Raw genomic sequence first — 13,322 nt, 5'->3', positions numbered from 1 at the left:
TCAAAGAGAACACGCAGAAGAGTCAGTTAGAGAGGGTTAGGCGTTCCCAACAGGCTGATTTGGATTCGTCCCCGATTGCGCCAACGAAGCCACAACCGCAAAGCGCTCGCCCACAATCCGGGTCGCCCGGTTCATGTGCTTGGCCAATTCCTTGGCTTCATCAGGGGGAAGGTCGCGGCGAAACTGTGGATGAAGCCCCCACCAGGATTCGACTTCCTCCCCCTGTGCGCGAGACACCACGCTAATCAATTTGATCAGGTTTTTCCCCGCTGTCTCCGGGCCACCCGATTGGGTTGAAGAGCTGCCTGTTTCAGCAGCCCCGGACGAACCGGTCCCTTCCGCCACGGAGTGAGACGCAGCCGCTCCCGGTTGAACTTTGGGTTTAGTCGCATCTTCAAATAGGCTTTTGAGAGCCGGGACGACCGCGCTTCCACACAAAAATGCCGCAGCGGTTATTTCCTGCTTGCCCGGAGCTCCGGCTTTAGAGGCAATGCGTTCCGAAAAAAACTGGAAATATTGATCCCGCTCTTTGGTTTGGTCTGTGACCACAAACTTAAATTTTTCATAGGTCTTCCGACTATCCGCCACCACCTGGCCAACGGACAGCGTCACTTCCATGTCATCTACTTCACTTGAACTCAACGACGGCGCCAGGACCGTTTTTAATTGGTGGGCCACGGAATCTTCCAAACTATTCATAAAGTCTTTTTGGCCTTGAATCGGGATATAAAATCCAGACAGGCGATCCACCAGGTTAAACAGCATACGCAGAAATTCCAAATAAATTTCCCATTCCTGCTTCCGCTGCAGCTTCATGGCTAGCTTTTGATCAGACCGTTTGATCAGGCCGACCGATTCCCGAGCTACACTCATCATGGTATGAGCAAGATCCTTCAGCACACTCTCGTAATTTTCAGCGGATTGTTTGGCCATTTTCAACTCCGTAATTGTGTAAAGTATAACCGAGGGCCCACGACCTGTCCAAGCCTAATATCGCCCGCGTTGCAACCCACCACCACGTATGCTATACACGGCCAAAGGTCTTCGAAAGACGAAACTCGGGTGCATATCTCCCGTCAATTCCTGCCCATGGATTCATGGATTCCACGTCGCCACCATCCAAAGTCTATGTCCTGAAACGTCCCCTGGAGGAGTCCACTCCGCCAAAATTATCGCGTAATTACGCGGAAGAATTGAATCCCCAACAACTCGCCGCCGTGGAAGCCGTGCAAGGCCCGGCCCTGGTCATCGCCGGAGCCGGCAGCGGGAAAACACGCACGCTCGTGTACCGGGTCGCCAGGCTCATCGACCTGGGCATTGTCCCCAGCTCCATTTTACTCCTGACCTTTACCCGAAAAGCCTCACAGGAAATGCTCAGCCGGGTCGGACTCCTCATCGGACTCCGCGCCCAGCAGGTCGGCGGTGGAACCTTTCACTCAATGGCCAATATCCTCCTGCGGCGATATGGCCGCCCCGTCGGCCTGGAGCCAGGGTTTACGATACTCGACCGGGGAGATTCCGAAGATCTTTTAAGCCTCCTCCGTGGTCAATTGGGGCTGAACGATACCGGTAAGCGGTTCCCCCGCAAACATACCCTGGCCGAAATATTCGGCAAAACAGCCAACACGCTGGAAAGCCTGGAAGACATTGTCATCAACGAATACAACCACTTCGGGGAGTACCTAGGAGAACTCCAGAAACTTCAGGCCGCCTATGACGCAGCCAAGCGCCAACGGCAACTGGTCGATTACGACGACCTCTTAGTCAAACTCCTTGAACTCCTGGTCATCGACCAACAGGCCCGGGAAACCATTAGTCAAATTTTTCGCTATATTCTGGTGGATGAATATCAAGACACCAATCGCCTACAAGCCTCACTGGTCCGCAATCTGGCGGCCACCCATGACAATGTCATGGTGGTGGGCGACGATTCGCAATCCATCTATGCCTTTCGTGGTGCCACCTTCCGCAACATCATGGAATTTCCCGACCTCTTCCCAGGAGCCACTATATACAAATTGGAGGAAAACTACCGGAGCACGCAACCGATTCTCCAACTGGCGAACAAGCTCATCGAAGCGGCGCCCGAAAAATACAGCAAAACGCTCTTCACACGAAAAGAAAAGGGACCATTACCCACCGTCGTGGAGGCCATGGGAGAAAACGCCCAATCGCGATTCATCGCTCAAAAAATTCTGGAATTAAGGGAAGAAGGTATCCCCTTACATGAGATCGCCGTGCTGTTCCGATCCAGCTTTCATGCCTTTGACCTCGAATTGGAACTCACCCGGCGAAACCTCCCCTTCATCAAACGAGGCGGGTTCAAATTCATTGAAACCGCTCATGTTAAAGACCTCATGGCCCACTTGCGGATCATTCACAATCCTCTGGACACCGTCAGCTGGAACCGGCTCCTCTTGCTCCTCGAAGGGGTGGGCCCCAAAAAAGCCAAAGATCTGATCGCGTCAATCCTCCAGGCCCATGGCCAATATGAGATCTTGAAACACAGCACCGGCCGCTCCGCCTCGGGATTGCGGCACCTGGCCGCCACACTGGACCAATTAACCGAAAATCCCCTCGCCCCTGCCGTCCTGCTCGGGGAAATGATGGAATACTATGTCCCTCTCCTCAAAGATCAGTATGACGATTACCCCAAACGGATTCGAGACCTGGAACATTTATCCGTCATGGCGGAACGTTACGAAAGTCTCAACGACTTCCTGGCCGATCTCACGCTTGAGCCCCCCAATGAAAGTGTGGTGGACGTCGAAGCCCCCGATCGGGACGACGAGCGGCTGATTCTTTCCACCATTCACTCGGCCAAGGGATTAGAATGGCAATGCGTCTTTGTCATCTGGCTGGTGGACGGACGGTTTCCTTCAGCCTACTCCTTCATGGGCCCCGAAGAACTGGAAGAAGAGCGCCGACTGCTCTACGTCGCGGTCACCAGAGCCAAACAGCACCTCTTCCTCACCTACCCCATCAATGTGTACGATAAAATGACGGGGTCGGTCCTCACGAAACCCTCACGGTACCTGGATCACATCCCGCCATCCTATTTCGACACCTGGAGTTTAGTTGAAGAAGATCAATCCTATTCCTGGAGGTAATTTTTAGTAGTATGCCGAAAAGCCTAAAGAACATTAAAATGCTCAACTTTATTCAGTACTTCACATTATCTCATCAGCGGCGGCAGAGTGTTCAAAAAGGCTCGTCCAGCAAGGCCGCAGGCATTTTGGCGAGCGCAGCGTACGGGGGAGTACGTGAGCACGACAAAAGGCCGAGAACGCAGTTGGCGAACTTTTTCAACACTCTGCTAGTGACATATTTCGGTCGGATGTTGGGCCTGGCCATTCTGGTCAGTCTGATAAGTGTGAACATGCCAAGCCAAGCCTGGTCGGTTGAGGACACCACCTCAAGTCGTCCCAACCCCCGTCATCCCTGGCCTGCCCTCCTGCAGCAAGCCGACACCCTGGGGCTGCCAACGGGGTTCCTCAAACACATCGACCCCACATTTGTCACCGTACACTTTGAAGACCTCCGCACGTACGCCGCAGAATACCACCCACACGATCACACCATGATTCTCAACCTGCGGCTGTCCTTCAATGAAGCCGGCGGCGCGTTGGCCGATCTGGCCCGGATGACCCACCATGATGTCGCCCTGCTCTACCATGAACTCCTGCATGCCTATCTGGACTACCTCTACGCCACCGACCATGGACAAGCGCTGACCGCGGAAGACCAGCAGGTATTGGAGGCCGCCAACAACCAGATGGCCTGTCATTACCGCTTTGTCCGGATCAATCCTATTCGCCAGCTCAAAGGCGCCACCGAACTCCGATTTCTCTCGGATCAGGACACGTGGGAAGTCATGAATGAAACCTGGGCGGTCTTTGTCGGCTGGGTGCTATGGACCAAATTGGAACTCTTCCAGGACCACCTGACCACAAAAAGCTGGACACCCGCACTCATCGAGCAATGGACCCAACGGTTAACGGATGCGGTGAACTCCGGTGAATTATTGGGCTACTACGAACCCGATGATCCGGAGGAACGCCAGATCGCCCGTAAACGCTTCATTGCCCCTTCCAATGGCCTCACCCCGCAGGATGTCGAACTGTTGTTAACCACCGTCCTAGGGGAACCACCCGAACTGGTCCAAGCTTCCACCGCGGTGTTTGAGCAGTACCAAACCACCATGGAACCGGCTCCCTCTTGCGAATAAATTGAGGGCCTCCGGCAGGTAGACATCACCTGAACATCCATGCTAGCTTCAAAACTTTTCCGGGGCGGTTGCCCTCTGTTTTTCCTCTCGCATGGCGGAGAGGCCACAAGAACTAGAGGCCGGATGTAATCGCACATGAACACAATCTTGCGCCTGTAGCTCAGTGGATAGAGCACTTGCCTCCGGAGCAAGGGGCCACAGGTTCAAATCCTGTCAGGCGCACCATGCACATGTATATTTCGCAGGTTCCCCTCCGTTTGTGTTTGTAAGGAGGGGCTAGGGGAGGTAGGAATCTCCTTATAGGTGGACGAAAGACCCGATGGAGAAGAATTAGACATCAGTCCCCCTCCTTTGTAAGGAGGGGCTAGGGGAGGTAGAATTCTCCGATATCCAGCAGTGGTTCCGGAAAAAACCGTAAATATTTTCATAAAATATATTTCACCTCGGTGGGGCCGTTAGCTCAGTTGGTAGAGCAGCTGACTCTTAATCAGCGGGCCGTAGGTTCGACCCCTACACGGCCCACCATATTTATCGCAACATCTAGACCTACGCCAATCCAATCCGAAACCAAATTACTCTTGGAAGAGCGCTGGAATTAAAAAAGCGCCCCCCAATTTCTCCACATCCTTCTGGCCACAACCTTTCATTCATCTGGTTTCTTGAGTTCCCATTCCACAGGTATCCGCACTTGATCACGTTGGTTATCTGGTGAAGGCCATGTGACATTCCTAGACGCATTGGTCGACACGAAGTTTCGTTGGACTCCAAGACCCAGGCAGTGTTTCAAGGCCGCATGATCCTAACTCACTCTCAATAAGCTAGAGATTTTCCCTTTGGGAGATTCCGCTGCGATCCAAAGTCTTCACATCCGATAGTGTGAGGTCCTCAAGAAATTTCCTATCAAAGATCAAGAATTAGGATGAATTGTCATCGAAAAGCCGACTTACGATTTCTCTCGATAGCTTCGAAGTCCCTTCACCTCTTCAGGGGAGAAAAACATTTCTGCTCCCCCCTTCATCCAATTAGGTCATTTCACCATTACATAGCTGGCAGACGAGCCATGCCTGCTCAGCAAAATCAACTCGATTCCTGGAAAACATCAGGTCAGCATTATTGAATGTCCTTCTAAAACACCCTTCTATAGCGGGAAACCAATCAATTTTTTTTGTAAGGTTGAAAGAGTGTGGCCAATCATTTATCCTTTTTTTTCTTCCAAAATAATCATTCATTTATGAGGTAAAGGAGGTAATTTTGACACGACAGAACCACAAATTTATCCTGCTTATAGTCCTCTCTGCATTCTTTGCGTCTTGCTCGCTTATTGAACGCCTTGAATTTGAACCGACGAACACGGGATTATATTCGTCAGAGGATCTCCCTTCCTATCGGGACAACTACCAGCGGATATCCAGCTATCAATTCAACCCCGGGTATGGTGAATTTCACATTGGTCGCGGTCGCGTGAGGATGACCGGCATGTATTCGCTCCAAGATTCAACGACTGCGGGGTTGACCCAACTGGGCCAGATCGATTTGGTCATCGACTTTAGCGACAGGGAGGAAACCAGGCCAGGCATGCCAGGAACGGTCGAAGTTCCGATTGTCGAGGGCCAAGTTAGCCGAGTGACTAATTTGGGTGGAGCAGAAATTCCCGAGGTTGGAATCGGGTGGGAAGGAACTTTGCCGATCACCGGATACGTGACACTTAACGAACCTGTTGGGACCGGTAATCCCCCGCAAGACATCACATTTGAGGCCAAAGGAAACCTTCGGTCGATTTCACCTCATGGGGAGGCCGGTTCTGCACGGCGAGTCGAGCTGTCCTTTGCGGGGACCTTTAAGAAGGAAGTAGAACTTGGGAGCTTCCTCTTCGCAGCAGCGGGAAAGATTGAGTCGACGAACGGGGAATCAGATTTCTATCTGGAGGAGGTGCGATAAGAGTAAGAAAATCGCAACTGGTGGATTTTTTCAACCTTCGCCGTGTCGGTGGGGCCGTTAGCTCAGTTGGTAGAGCAGCTGACTCTTAATCAGCGGGCCGTAGGTTCAACCCCTATACGGCCCACCATTTCAATCACCTCATTGCCTGTTCCCGCCACTAACCCGTTTCCCAAAAACCTGTCTGAGATCTGTTTCTGGAAATCGGGCGAGCGCGTTCCTCTGTTTTTAACGGCAGGCTTTGATTTGTTTGACCATAGGGGATCAGACAAGATTTTGACCACTTACGCTGGTGGTGATAAGAGCTAGAGTCAACCATCCTGGGGCCGATGTAGACTGATGAGTTGGTTCAATTCAATCGTCACTGCCGCCAATTGGCCCGTGAATTTGAAGGGCATCTCATATCCTTCCGTCAACGGCGTACCCGTGTCAAAACCAATGTCGAGCGTTTCGTCAAGAGTCACGCGGTTCGGAATGCTTTTCTCCACTCGGCCTTCCCCAATTTGGTTCCCGTTCGCATAAAGGATCACGGTGGCTCCGGCAAACGGTGTGTCCGTGTCCGATTTATACACGGCTTTGATCGTCACGTCTCCTACCGGGATGGGCTCCTTTAGACATAATGGTATACCGTGCGACACCAACGAGGTTGTAGTGATAGATGAGTCGATCCTTCTGCACATACAGCCCATACCCCCCGGAGTGACCTCCCTGAGTGAGGAGCATTCCCTCAGCCTTACTCTCAGGTGCCGCCTCCTACTTTTTCCAGGACATCATAAGTGATAGGATTTCTTTCTATGATTCCTCGCGTCCTCCTACTCGTAATTGGTCTGTTCTCGCTGTTGGGTGAAGAATTGACAGCCCAGACCGAGGGTGTAGTCCTTGAGCGGCGCTACTTTTATAAACAAGGGATTGTCGGTGTGTTCGGTATCGACGGAGAGTTTAACCCGGGTCGCTATAAATGGTCGATTCTTACCCCTTCGCAGGACTCGCTCCCGGGACTACCCGCTTATGTGGATCCCAATCGCATTCTCCCGTTTCCGGAAACCTCCCAACAGCCGGAGACATCTACCTTTTCTGCACTTGTGTACCTGGGCTGCTCCGATAGTAACCAGTGCGAATTTTCTTTCCAACAGACGAACGAGCCCGCTGCAAAACGCCTAGTTATCCGACTTGCAGGCATCCGAACTCCGCACATCAAGGCGTCCTGTGAACAAGAAACGCTGTTGGGCCGACAGGCTCAGGAACTCATCCATGGATATCTTTCTTCCGCCGTTCACATTGAGCTCATTTCCTCCTCGATAGACCGGGAAGAAATCGTGGGAAGGTTGATTGCTGATGACCAGGATCTTTCCGAGCTCTTAGTCAGCCAAGGACTTGCCACTCCCGTTAGGGAAGGGAAAAGGGATTGGTGCTCATAGAACTCAACATCGGTTCCGGTGAAGAGGAAACAAGGAACGTTCCAGATTTTCGGTAACGCGCGGGTGCGCCACCGTGGTCGCAAGCGATATGGTCCGCTGAAGTCAAATTTCACCTATCTCTTCTATTCATTCATCCGCATGGAAATATATGTGTGTTTAGTTTCCCTAGGCTGGATGAGTTTTTTGATCATAGCAAACTTCTTAACAGCCTAACCTACTTTGATTCTCATCTTCCGGTCACATCATCGGCCTCACCGACCTTGATCAGAGACTAGGACAGATCAGCGCTCCTGCCTTCCTTCACAAGCCTGCCAACCGAGTAGAAGTTCCGGCGAATAAGGCGTTAAAATCTCACTTCCAGCAGGCCGGATTTTTTTTCGATGCCACCCTCTCAATCCCCTCTGCCCGGCTTGCCCTCAGTCTCTCACATCTCTATCCTTTTCCTTCTCATGAAATCTGAATTGAATTTGCTTGCATCCGATCATTCAAACACGTCTCCGCTTGGAGGGATCCTCTCGGCCATTCTTCCAGGACTTGGGCTCCTGGTCCGGGGATTTCCCGTTCAGATGACCTGGGTGCTGATGGTGGGAGGACTGCTCGGCGTCGCCACCTGGGCGCTCGGAGAGGTCGGGGGGCCGGGAGCGGGCTGGTTCTTCGGCATGTTGATGATTTTGCCCTGGTGGTGCCTTCAGGCCTATCAAGCGTATCTTCCAACTCCACAAGGCCAGGTGGCCACGTTACGCCTTGTCTGGAAACGTGGTCACGACATCCGATTTCTTGGCGGGTTATTTCTGTGGACAGCCCTCATGGACCTGTACATTATTTTGGCAAACCCTGAATACCACCTGTCCGTATTTTGCACCAAACCGACCGGCATCTTAGGTCTCTTGTTCAAAGTGCAATCACCAGTGCTGCATATCGCCATCGGGTATGGCTTTCTCACACTCCGTCGATGGGCCTTGTTTGTCTTCCTGGCCTATGCCGGCTTTGGCATTCTCAATGCCACCAGTAACTTCGTATGCTTTGGATTCGGACGCATCCGCACCGTGTTCTTCATCTCACTCTTGGCCTTTACGGCTTACGTCATCTGGCGCAGAGACTGTTTGGTGACACATGCCAGACGATCCTAGAAATGGGAGTTGGTTCGCAAAGTTGGCCCAAGCTTCTGGCTAGACTTTCTGCGGTTCTCCATCTCACGCCACCTCGCCTCCTATTGCGCTATTCAGATGTTTACACGAAGTCGGGGATAGACCAGAAAGCCATGACAAAAATCTGGGCTTGAAAGGCATTGGCAGGCTGGTTTTTACGCTCCCCTTCGAACTTTTGACCAGCCGGCCTTTAGGTTCGCCCCCTACACGGTCCACCATTTCGTTCACCGCCTTACCTGTTCCCGCCACTAACCCGTTTCCCATAAAGCCATTTTTGGACCTGTTTTTCATAAAAGAAATAGGAGTAAACATATCAGGTCATCTATCTCATGCTATAAAAAGTAGGCTGAGGTTGGAGGTGGTATGGCAAATTCTGTCCTACCCAAAACCACCTTTAGCTACCATGGAAGGCTTAGGAGACGTCTGCTTGATGAGTACAATGGAGAGAAATTTTAGTTGTAGATTAACGCGACAGCAACACGACCATTGTGTTGTTAAAAATATGCAAGAGAATAGACACGCTTAACCGGCTGTTCATATAGGCCAAGGTCAATACACCTTCTAAGAAAAGATGCCAAAAGATATAGAACCAGTTGATATCCGGATGCCAGTGTAAAAGGGCTCCGATACAAACTGTAACGGCCAAAGCTGCCGCCGGAGAATATAGAGTCGCGAGCATTTCGTAAAAGTATCGCCGAAGAAAGACTTCTTCTAGCAAAGGCCCAAATAGAGTCAGCGCCGATATTGTAATCACATACTGGTACCCCGCGAGATTCCGCCAGTCGGGGTCTGCCTTGACTCCCTGACGACCTACAATTAATCCAAAAGCCCAAAATATAATCAGTAGCCCTATGGCTAAAACGACATAATCCCTCCCACGTGGTATAAATTCCGACAATTTGATAGGCCCATATTGTTTAAGGCAGTAGAGAGCTAATAGAAGGTTGGCAAGCAATATCTCTCGTCGTTCAAACCATTCAAGGGAAAGCAGGAGGTTGGATTTTTCCAGCACGACCGACATAAAAACTGAGGTAACAAAGAGAAGGACAAATAAGGAAAGAAAGGCAACTAGAATGAACCATGGATCCCACGCATTGACTGAATGACTTTGTATCCGTTCTTCCATTAGTCTTCTCGATTACCCACAGCCCTCGATTCTTCTGATTTCTTTTCGGTTGATTGGAAAGTGAAATAAAAGCAGAGATAACTTGGCCATGAAAGGTGAGACTTTGAATCTGTGGAATGAGGAAAATGAACTGTGGGACAAGGTTGAGGATTTCCTGGTCAAGTTATGACCCAGTCCCCGCCTCCGAATCACTTCCTCTACTTCCAAACAGTACAACATAGCTTGCATTGTCGGTAGGACCTGTTAAAAGGATTACGAGAGGCCCACGCCTATTGTGGACACTATAAACCTCGCCCGTGTTTCACATAGATTCTGGGCGGAAGGCTGACGACATGGACCTTTATCGTGTATTTCTCATCGCGCTGTTGTGTTGGGGGTTGGGCGGACTTGTCTACCCTCCACAAGGGAAGGCAAATGATATCCCAACGACGGTGGGGCTGGACCTGGACACCGTGTACTTGGAGGTGGTCTCCCCTCCTGAACTGAAAGATCGTTTAGTGGTCCAAGCGCGTGACCTTTTTACTCAGTATGCATTCTCCCCGCTTGCAGCGAAACCGCTGGCTCACCACCGGTCAACGTTGCAGCTTCACCTGATGGCGGAACCAATCGGAGCATTATGTCCTGACGCGTTGCTTTATGAACCCATGATAACGTTGACTTCGGCGGTTTTGGTGGAGAGGAAGCCCCGTCCCATTCAAGTTCAAGCTCTAACCTGGTCCTCGGAGGCACCAGCCCATACAATAGAAAAGAGGGATGCCCTCAAAGTGATAGAGGCGTTTGGGAAAGAATTCATCGAAAAGTTTATTGGGTATAATCGGCTCAGTCGTGCCGCCTACCCGGAATATTACACGAATTCTCCCACCGGACCATTAGCGGGAGAAAATCAACCATCCTCTCCATGCCCACATGTCCCAACCGATCAGGCCAGTTTAGAAGGGCTGCAACTTGAACACCTAGAGTTTACTGTGGGCGGCCGAGGTCCGTTAGAAGCGTTTAACATGGATCGTGTTAAATATGCTGCTTGGACAGAACAATACAAAAGGCAATTTAAGAGTTTTGCCCAAAGTCAGAATCCGGACGCCGGATTGTCCTTGAGCCAGAGCCATTCAGGGACCATAAACAAACGACTGCTTTTGAGTTTTGAAATGTGGCCCGCGCAAACAGCATGTCCTCATCTCCGCATCTATGAAGCCTCCATGCGATTGTCGGAACCAGTGCAGATCAAAAGAAACGGGCTGTTATTTACGACGGATACGTGGATCCGAAGAAAGGTGTCGGTGGTTAAAGCGGTAGATTTTGAGCAATTTCAGACCGATGGAAATGCCCTAATGGCCGAATTTATTTCAGACCACAAGATTGCCAATCCAAGGCCTTAATCAATCTGGCTACGGTTAAAATATCTGAAGTCGGGGAAATATCTCCCTTGTCTTGCGTTTTGGTCCTGTAAAAACTCACATCCACGATTTTACACCCATGCTTGGTCCTGCTTTGGGTTGGGAGTGGTTACCGCCGCATCACGCAACGCACAAGCGGCAGACCGCAAGCGTAATGAATGGTTTAACTCACCGCATGCATTTGGTGGGAGAATTCTCGGTATACGCTATGAATCCTGCCAGCGTCACGGGCCTTTGTTTTCCACCGCCACAGCTGTGACGATGAGAACCGCATAGTCTTGCTTCTGGCAACCTTTGACTGGAGGCATCACCCCACCTGGAGTGACCGGAAACGCCGTCTGCTGCACGTTTGCCGGAGAACACGAAACATCACCGGACGTCGGTGTATAGCGGGCGGAGCGGCACCTCAGGTGCGTCACGTCATGGAGCGTCGCCTGGTCATCGAGCTCCCAGCGGCTATTTCCATTCTTATCAGGGGGATGAATGGTCAGCACGGTCGTGACCTCGCGGTCACCCGTGACCAGGTATTTGCCGGGAGGGATCGGAAATGTCGGCTGCTCCATAATGAGGCCGTGTTCCTCCAGCCACCAGTCGGTCTGGTCAAATTGCCAGCGTGCCGGGGCAACACCCCCCGCCTCCTCCAACTGCTCCAAATTGCTCAACCGCACTCCCCGAGGACCCGGATCCAGAGGCCAGAGACCCCACGACTCCGCGCCAGTCCCGGAGGTTGCATCCGGATCACCCAATGCGGCGATGTACTGCGTCGAAATGCGCTGAAACTCCGGCTGACCTCCGCCTGCGGCATAAACCGATTGACCTAAGCCGGCCAATATCACGAGTAATGCCGTCGCAAGGCATGCGCGGCCAATCAGGAGCATCGTTCCGCAAGTCGGAAACCAAATAAAACTTCGCTGTAAAGGGGTTCGCACTCTGAGTATCTTGGGCATTGAAATCAACTGCGACGTTTTAGCCACCGTTCGCTGTCCTTTTTGTGCAAAACGGTCAGGACCACAACTTGCTGCCTAACAATACGGTAGTAAGCCCGGTAGTCTCCGACTCGCAACCGATACAACGGCGGGACAAAACCCACGAGCCGTTTGATTCGAGTTTTGTTCCCCTTAAACGGCTTAGCCGTGAGGAGACTTTCAATTTTCTGAAGAATCATCCTCGCGTCTGCCGCCGGCAATTCCCTAATTTCGCGTTCGGCTTCCTTGGCAAATTCAATGGTAAACAGCTCATCACCTTCGCTCACCCGCCCAATTCCTTACGCAATGTCCCCATAGAGACACCACCATTCTTGAGATAGTCTTTCCAGCGTTTTTCGACTTTTTGCTTGAATTTGGGATCATGTTCCAGAAGATAATCCTCCAGTTCATCTTCTCCAAGATGGTGAAGAATGGCAGTAGGTCGCCCATTTTTGGTAATCACGACATCCTCTTGCTCAGCTTTCTTCAGAAACTGTGATAAGTTATCTTTCACTTCCTTTACACTGGCTATTTTCATACTTCCCTCCCTATTTGGTAGCTATAATTATAGCCACAACAATGCCCTCAGTCTATGCCGTTTTGTAGAGCTTTGCAGATCTTTGCACCAGAACAGCATGAGGGATGTAATGTGGAGATAAAGTCGCGCCTTCATTCCCCTTGGGCTTTCTGTGTATTCAGAAGTACTTGAATATGGAAGTGGAAACGTTGGCGACATCAGACGGTAGCGGGCATGGAAGTGCTAGCGATGATCAGGTAAGGGCCGATGAAGCCATTGGTGTGAGACAAGTAATCTCCCGCTGAGATATCCTACGCCCTCGCCGACTAATCATCAAAGTCAGCGCGATTCTTTGGATCATTCAGAATTTATGGTTCTGGCCTTACAGCTTGATGATGCATATCGGGAATACATCTTGAGGGTTACCAGTTAAAAATCGCTGGCAGGTGAACACCTCGCACTGGTACCGGCATCTCTCATGTCTCAGGTGATATTCTGCGTTGCCGGGTTTCGCCCCGGCAGGCGAGGCCCTTTTGTTTCGGCAAAAGGCCCCAAAACCATTGACGCCCCGTCTGGCAGCATTAGAGAGGA

At 51.3% G+C, this 13,322-nt stretch carries 12 protein-coding genes and 3 tRNA genes; 9 read left to right on the top strand and 6 right to left on the bottom strand.

Going from position 1 to position 13,322, the window contains the following annotated elements:
* Positions 1–36 precede the first annotated feature (36 nt).
* A complete protein-coding gene (locus LX98_RS00325; RefSeq protein ID WP_496427016.1) occupies positions 37–933 on the bottom strand; it encodes a hypothetical protein in 897 nt (298 codons plus the stop codon).
* 164 nt (positions 934–1,097) lie between these two features.
* Between LX98_RS00325 and LX98_RS00320 the strand changes: the two genes are divergently transcribed.
* The 6 genes from LX98_RS00320 to LX98_RS00295 all read left to right on the top strand — a co-directional run bounded on the left by LX98_RS00320 (position 1,098) and on the right by LX98_RS00295 (position 6,293).
* The gene (locus tag LX98_RS00320; RefSeq protein WP_496427015.1) at positions 1,098–3,110 is read left to right on the top strand and encodes a UvrD-helicase domain-containing protein; all 2,013 of its coding nucleotides are present in this window, start codon (positions 1,098–1,100) and stop codon (positions 3,108–3,110) included.
* Between the two features lie 11 nt (positions 3,111–3,121).
* Positions 3,122–4,228, top strand: coding sequence for a hypothetical protein (locus LX98_RS00315; RefSeq protein WP_496427014.1), 1,107 nt, complete (start codon positions 3,122–3,124; stop codon positions 4,226–4,228).
* A gap of 149 nt (positions 4,229–4,377) precedes the next feature.
* Positions 4,378–4,453: transfer RNA gene (locus tag LX98_RS00310), tRNA-Arg, on the top strand.
* Positions 4,454–4,677: 224 nt separating this feature from the next.
* Positions 4,678–4,753 (top strand) — tRNA-Lys (locus LX98_RS00305).
* A gap of 726 nt (positions 4,754–5,479) precedes the next feature.
* Positions 5,480–6,166, top strand: a complete 687-nt coding sequence (locus LX98_RS00300) for a hypothetical protein (RefSeq protein WP_496427013.1) — start codon at positions 5,480–5,482, stop codon at positions 6,164–6,166.
* A 51-nt stretch (positions 6,167–6,217) separates the two neighbouring features.
* Positions 6,218–6,293: transfer RNA gene (locus tag LX98_RS00295), tRNA-Lys, on the top strand.
* A gap of 181 nt (positions 6,294–6,474) precedes the next feature.
* Here the strand turns inward: LX98_RS00295 and LX98_RS00290 are convergent.
* On the bottom strand, positions 6,475–6,750 hold the full coding sequence (locus LX98_RS00290) for a hypothetical protein (protein ID WP_496427012.1): 276 nt from the start codon (positions 6,748–6,750) through the stop codon (positions 6,475–6,477).
* Between the two features lie 207 nt (positions 6,751–6,957).
* Here LX98_RS00290 and LX98_RS00285 point away from each other — a divergent pair, with 207 nt between their 5' ends.
* Positions 6,958–7,581 (top strand): thermonuclease family protein, encoded by a 624-nt coding sequence (locus tag LX98_RS00285; protein WP_496427011.1) that lies wholly within the window; start codon positions 6,958–6,960, stop codon positions 7,579–7,581.
* Positions 7,582–8,042: 461 nt separating this feature from the next.
* Positions 8,043–8,711 carry a hypothetical protein gene (locus tag LX98_RS00280; RefSeq protein ID WP_496427010.1) on the top strand — a complete coding sequence of 223 codons (669 nt, stop codon included), beginning with the start codon at positions 8,043–8,045 and terminating at the stop codon, positions 8,709–8,711.
* Between the two features lie 481 nt (positions 8,712–9,192).
* Here LX98_RS00280 and LX98_RS00275 read toward each other — a convergent pair whose 3' ends face one another.
* Complete coding sequence (locus LX98_RS00275; protein WP_496427009.1) at positions 9,193–9,855, bottom strand: CPBP family glutamic-type intramembrane protease; 663 nt, start codon at positions 9,853–9,855, stop codon at positions 9,193–9,195.
* A 332-nt stretch (positions 9,856–10,187) separates the two neighbouring features.
* On the opposite strand from LX98_RS00275, the gene LX98_RS00270 reads away from it, so the two are divergent.
* Positions 10,188–11,231, top strand: a complete 1,044-nt coding sequence (locus LX98_RS00270) for a hypothetical protein (protein WP_496427008.1) — start codon at positions 10,188–10,190, stop codon at positions 11,229–11,231.
* Positions 11,232–11,473: 242 nt separating this feature from the next.
* Here LX98_RS00270 and LX98_RS00265 read toward each other — a convergent pair whose 3' ends face one another.
* The 3 genes from LX98_RS00265 to LX98_RS00255 are packed head-to-tail and all read right to left on the bottom strand — an operon-like array spanning position 11,474 to position 12,752.
* Positions 11,474–12,223: a hypothetical protein gene (locus LX98_RS00265; RefSeq protein WP_496427007.1), complete on the bottom strand. Its 750-nt coding sequence runs from the start codon at positions 12,221–12,223 to the stop codon at positions 11,474–11,476.
* Positions 12,202–12,501, bottom strand: coding sequence for a type II toxin-antitoxin system RelE/ParE family toxin (locus tag LX98_RS00260; RefSeq protein WP_496427006.1), 300 nt, complete (start codon positions 12,499–12,501; stop codon positions 12,202–12,204). Before LX98_RS00260 ends, LX98_RS00265 begins: the two co-directional genes overlap by 22 nt.
* On the bottom strand, positions 12,498–12,752 hold the full coding sequence (locus LX98_RS00255; protein ID WP_496427005.1) for a type II toxin-antitoxin system prevent-host-death family antitoxin: 255 nt from the start codon (positions 12,750–12,752) through the stop codon (positions 12,498–12,500). Before LX98_RS00255 ends, LX98_RS00260 begins: the two co-directional genes overlap by 4 nt.
* Positions 12,753–13,322: the final 570 nt, after the last annotated feature.

The sequence above is a fragment of the Nitrospira marina genome, assembly GCF_059568365.1.
The sequence above is the reverse complement of the archived record's forward strand: the minus strand, read 5'-3'. Positions and strand labels throughout refer to the sequence as shown.

What these genes read in the sequence shown, in the direction of transcription:
- LX98_RS00325 (WP_496427016.1), bottom strand. Translation starts at nt 933, where the DNA reads ATGGCCAAACAATCCGCTGAAAATTACGAGAGTGTGCTGAAGGATCTT.
- LX98_RS00320 (WP_496427015.1), top strand. Translation starts at nt 1,098, where the DNA reads ATGGATTCCACGTCGCCACCATCCAAAGTCTATGTCCTGAAACGTCCC.
- LX98_RS00315 (WP_496427014.1), top strand. Translation starts at nt 3,122, where the DNA reads ATGCCGAAAAGCCTAAAGAACATTAAAATGCTCAACTTTATTCAGTAC.
- LX98_RS00285 (WP_496427011.1), top strand. Translation starts at nt 6,958, where the DNA reads ATGATTCCTCGCGTCCTCCTACTCGTAATTGGTCTGTTCTCGCTGTTG.
- LX98_RS00275 (WP_496427009.1), bottom strand. Translation starts at nt 9,855, where the DNA reads ATGGAAGAACGGATACAAAGTCATTCAGTCAATGCGTGGGATCCATGG.
- LX98_RS00270 (WP_496427008.1), top strand. Translation starts at nt 10,188, where the DNA reads ATGGACCTTTATCGTGTATTTCTCATCGCGCTGTTGTGTTGGGGGTTG.
- LX98_RS00255 (WP_496427005.1), bottom strand. Translation starts at nt 12,752, where the DNA reads ATGAAAATAGCCAGTGTAAAGGAAGTGAAAGATAACTTATCACAGTTT.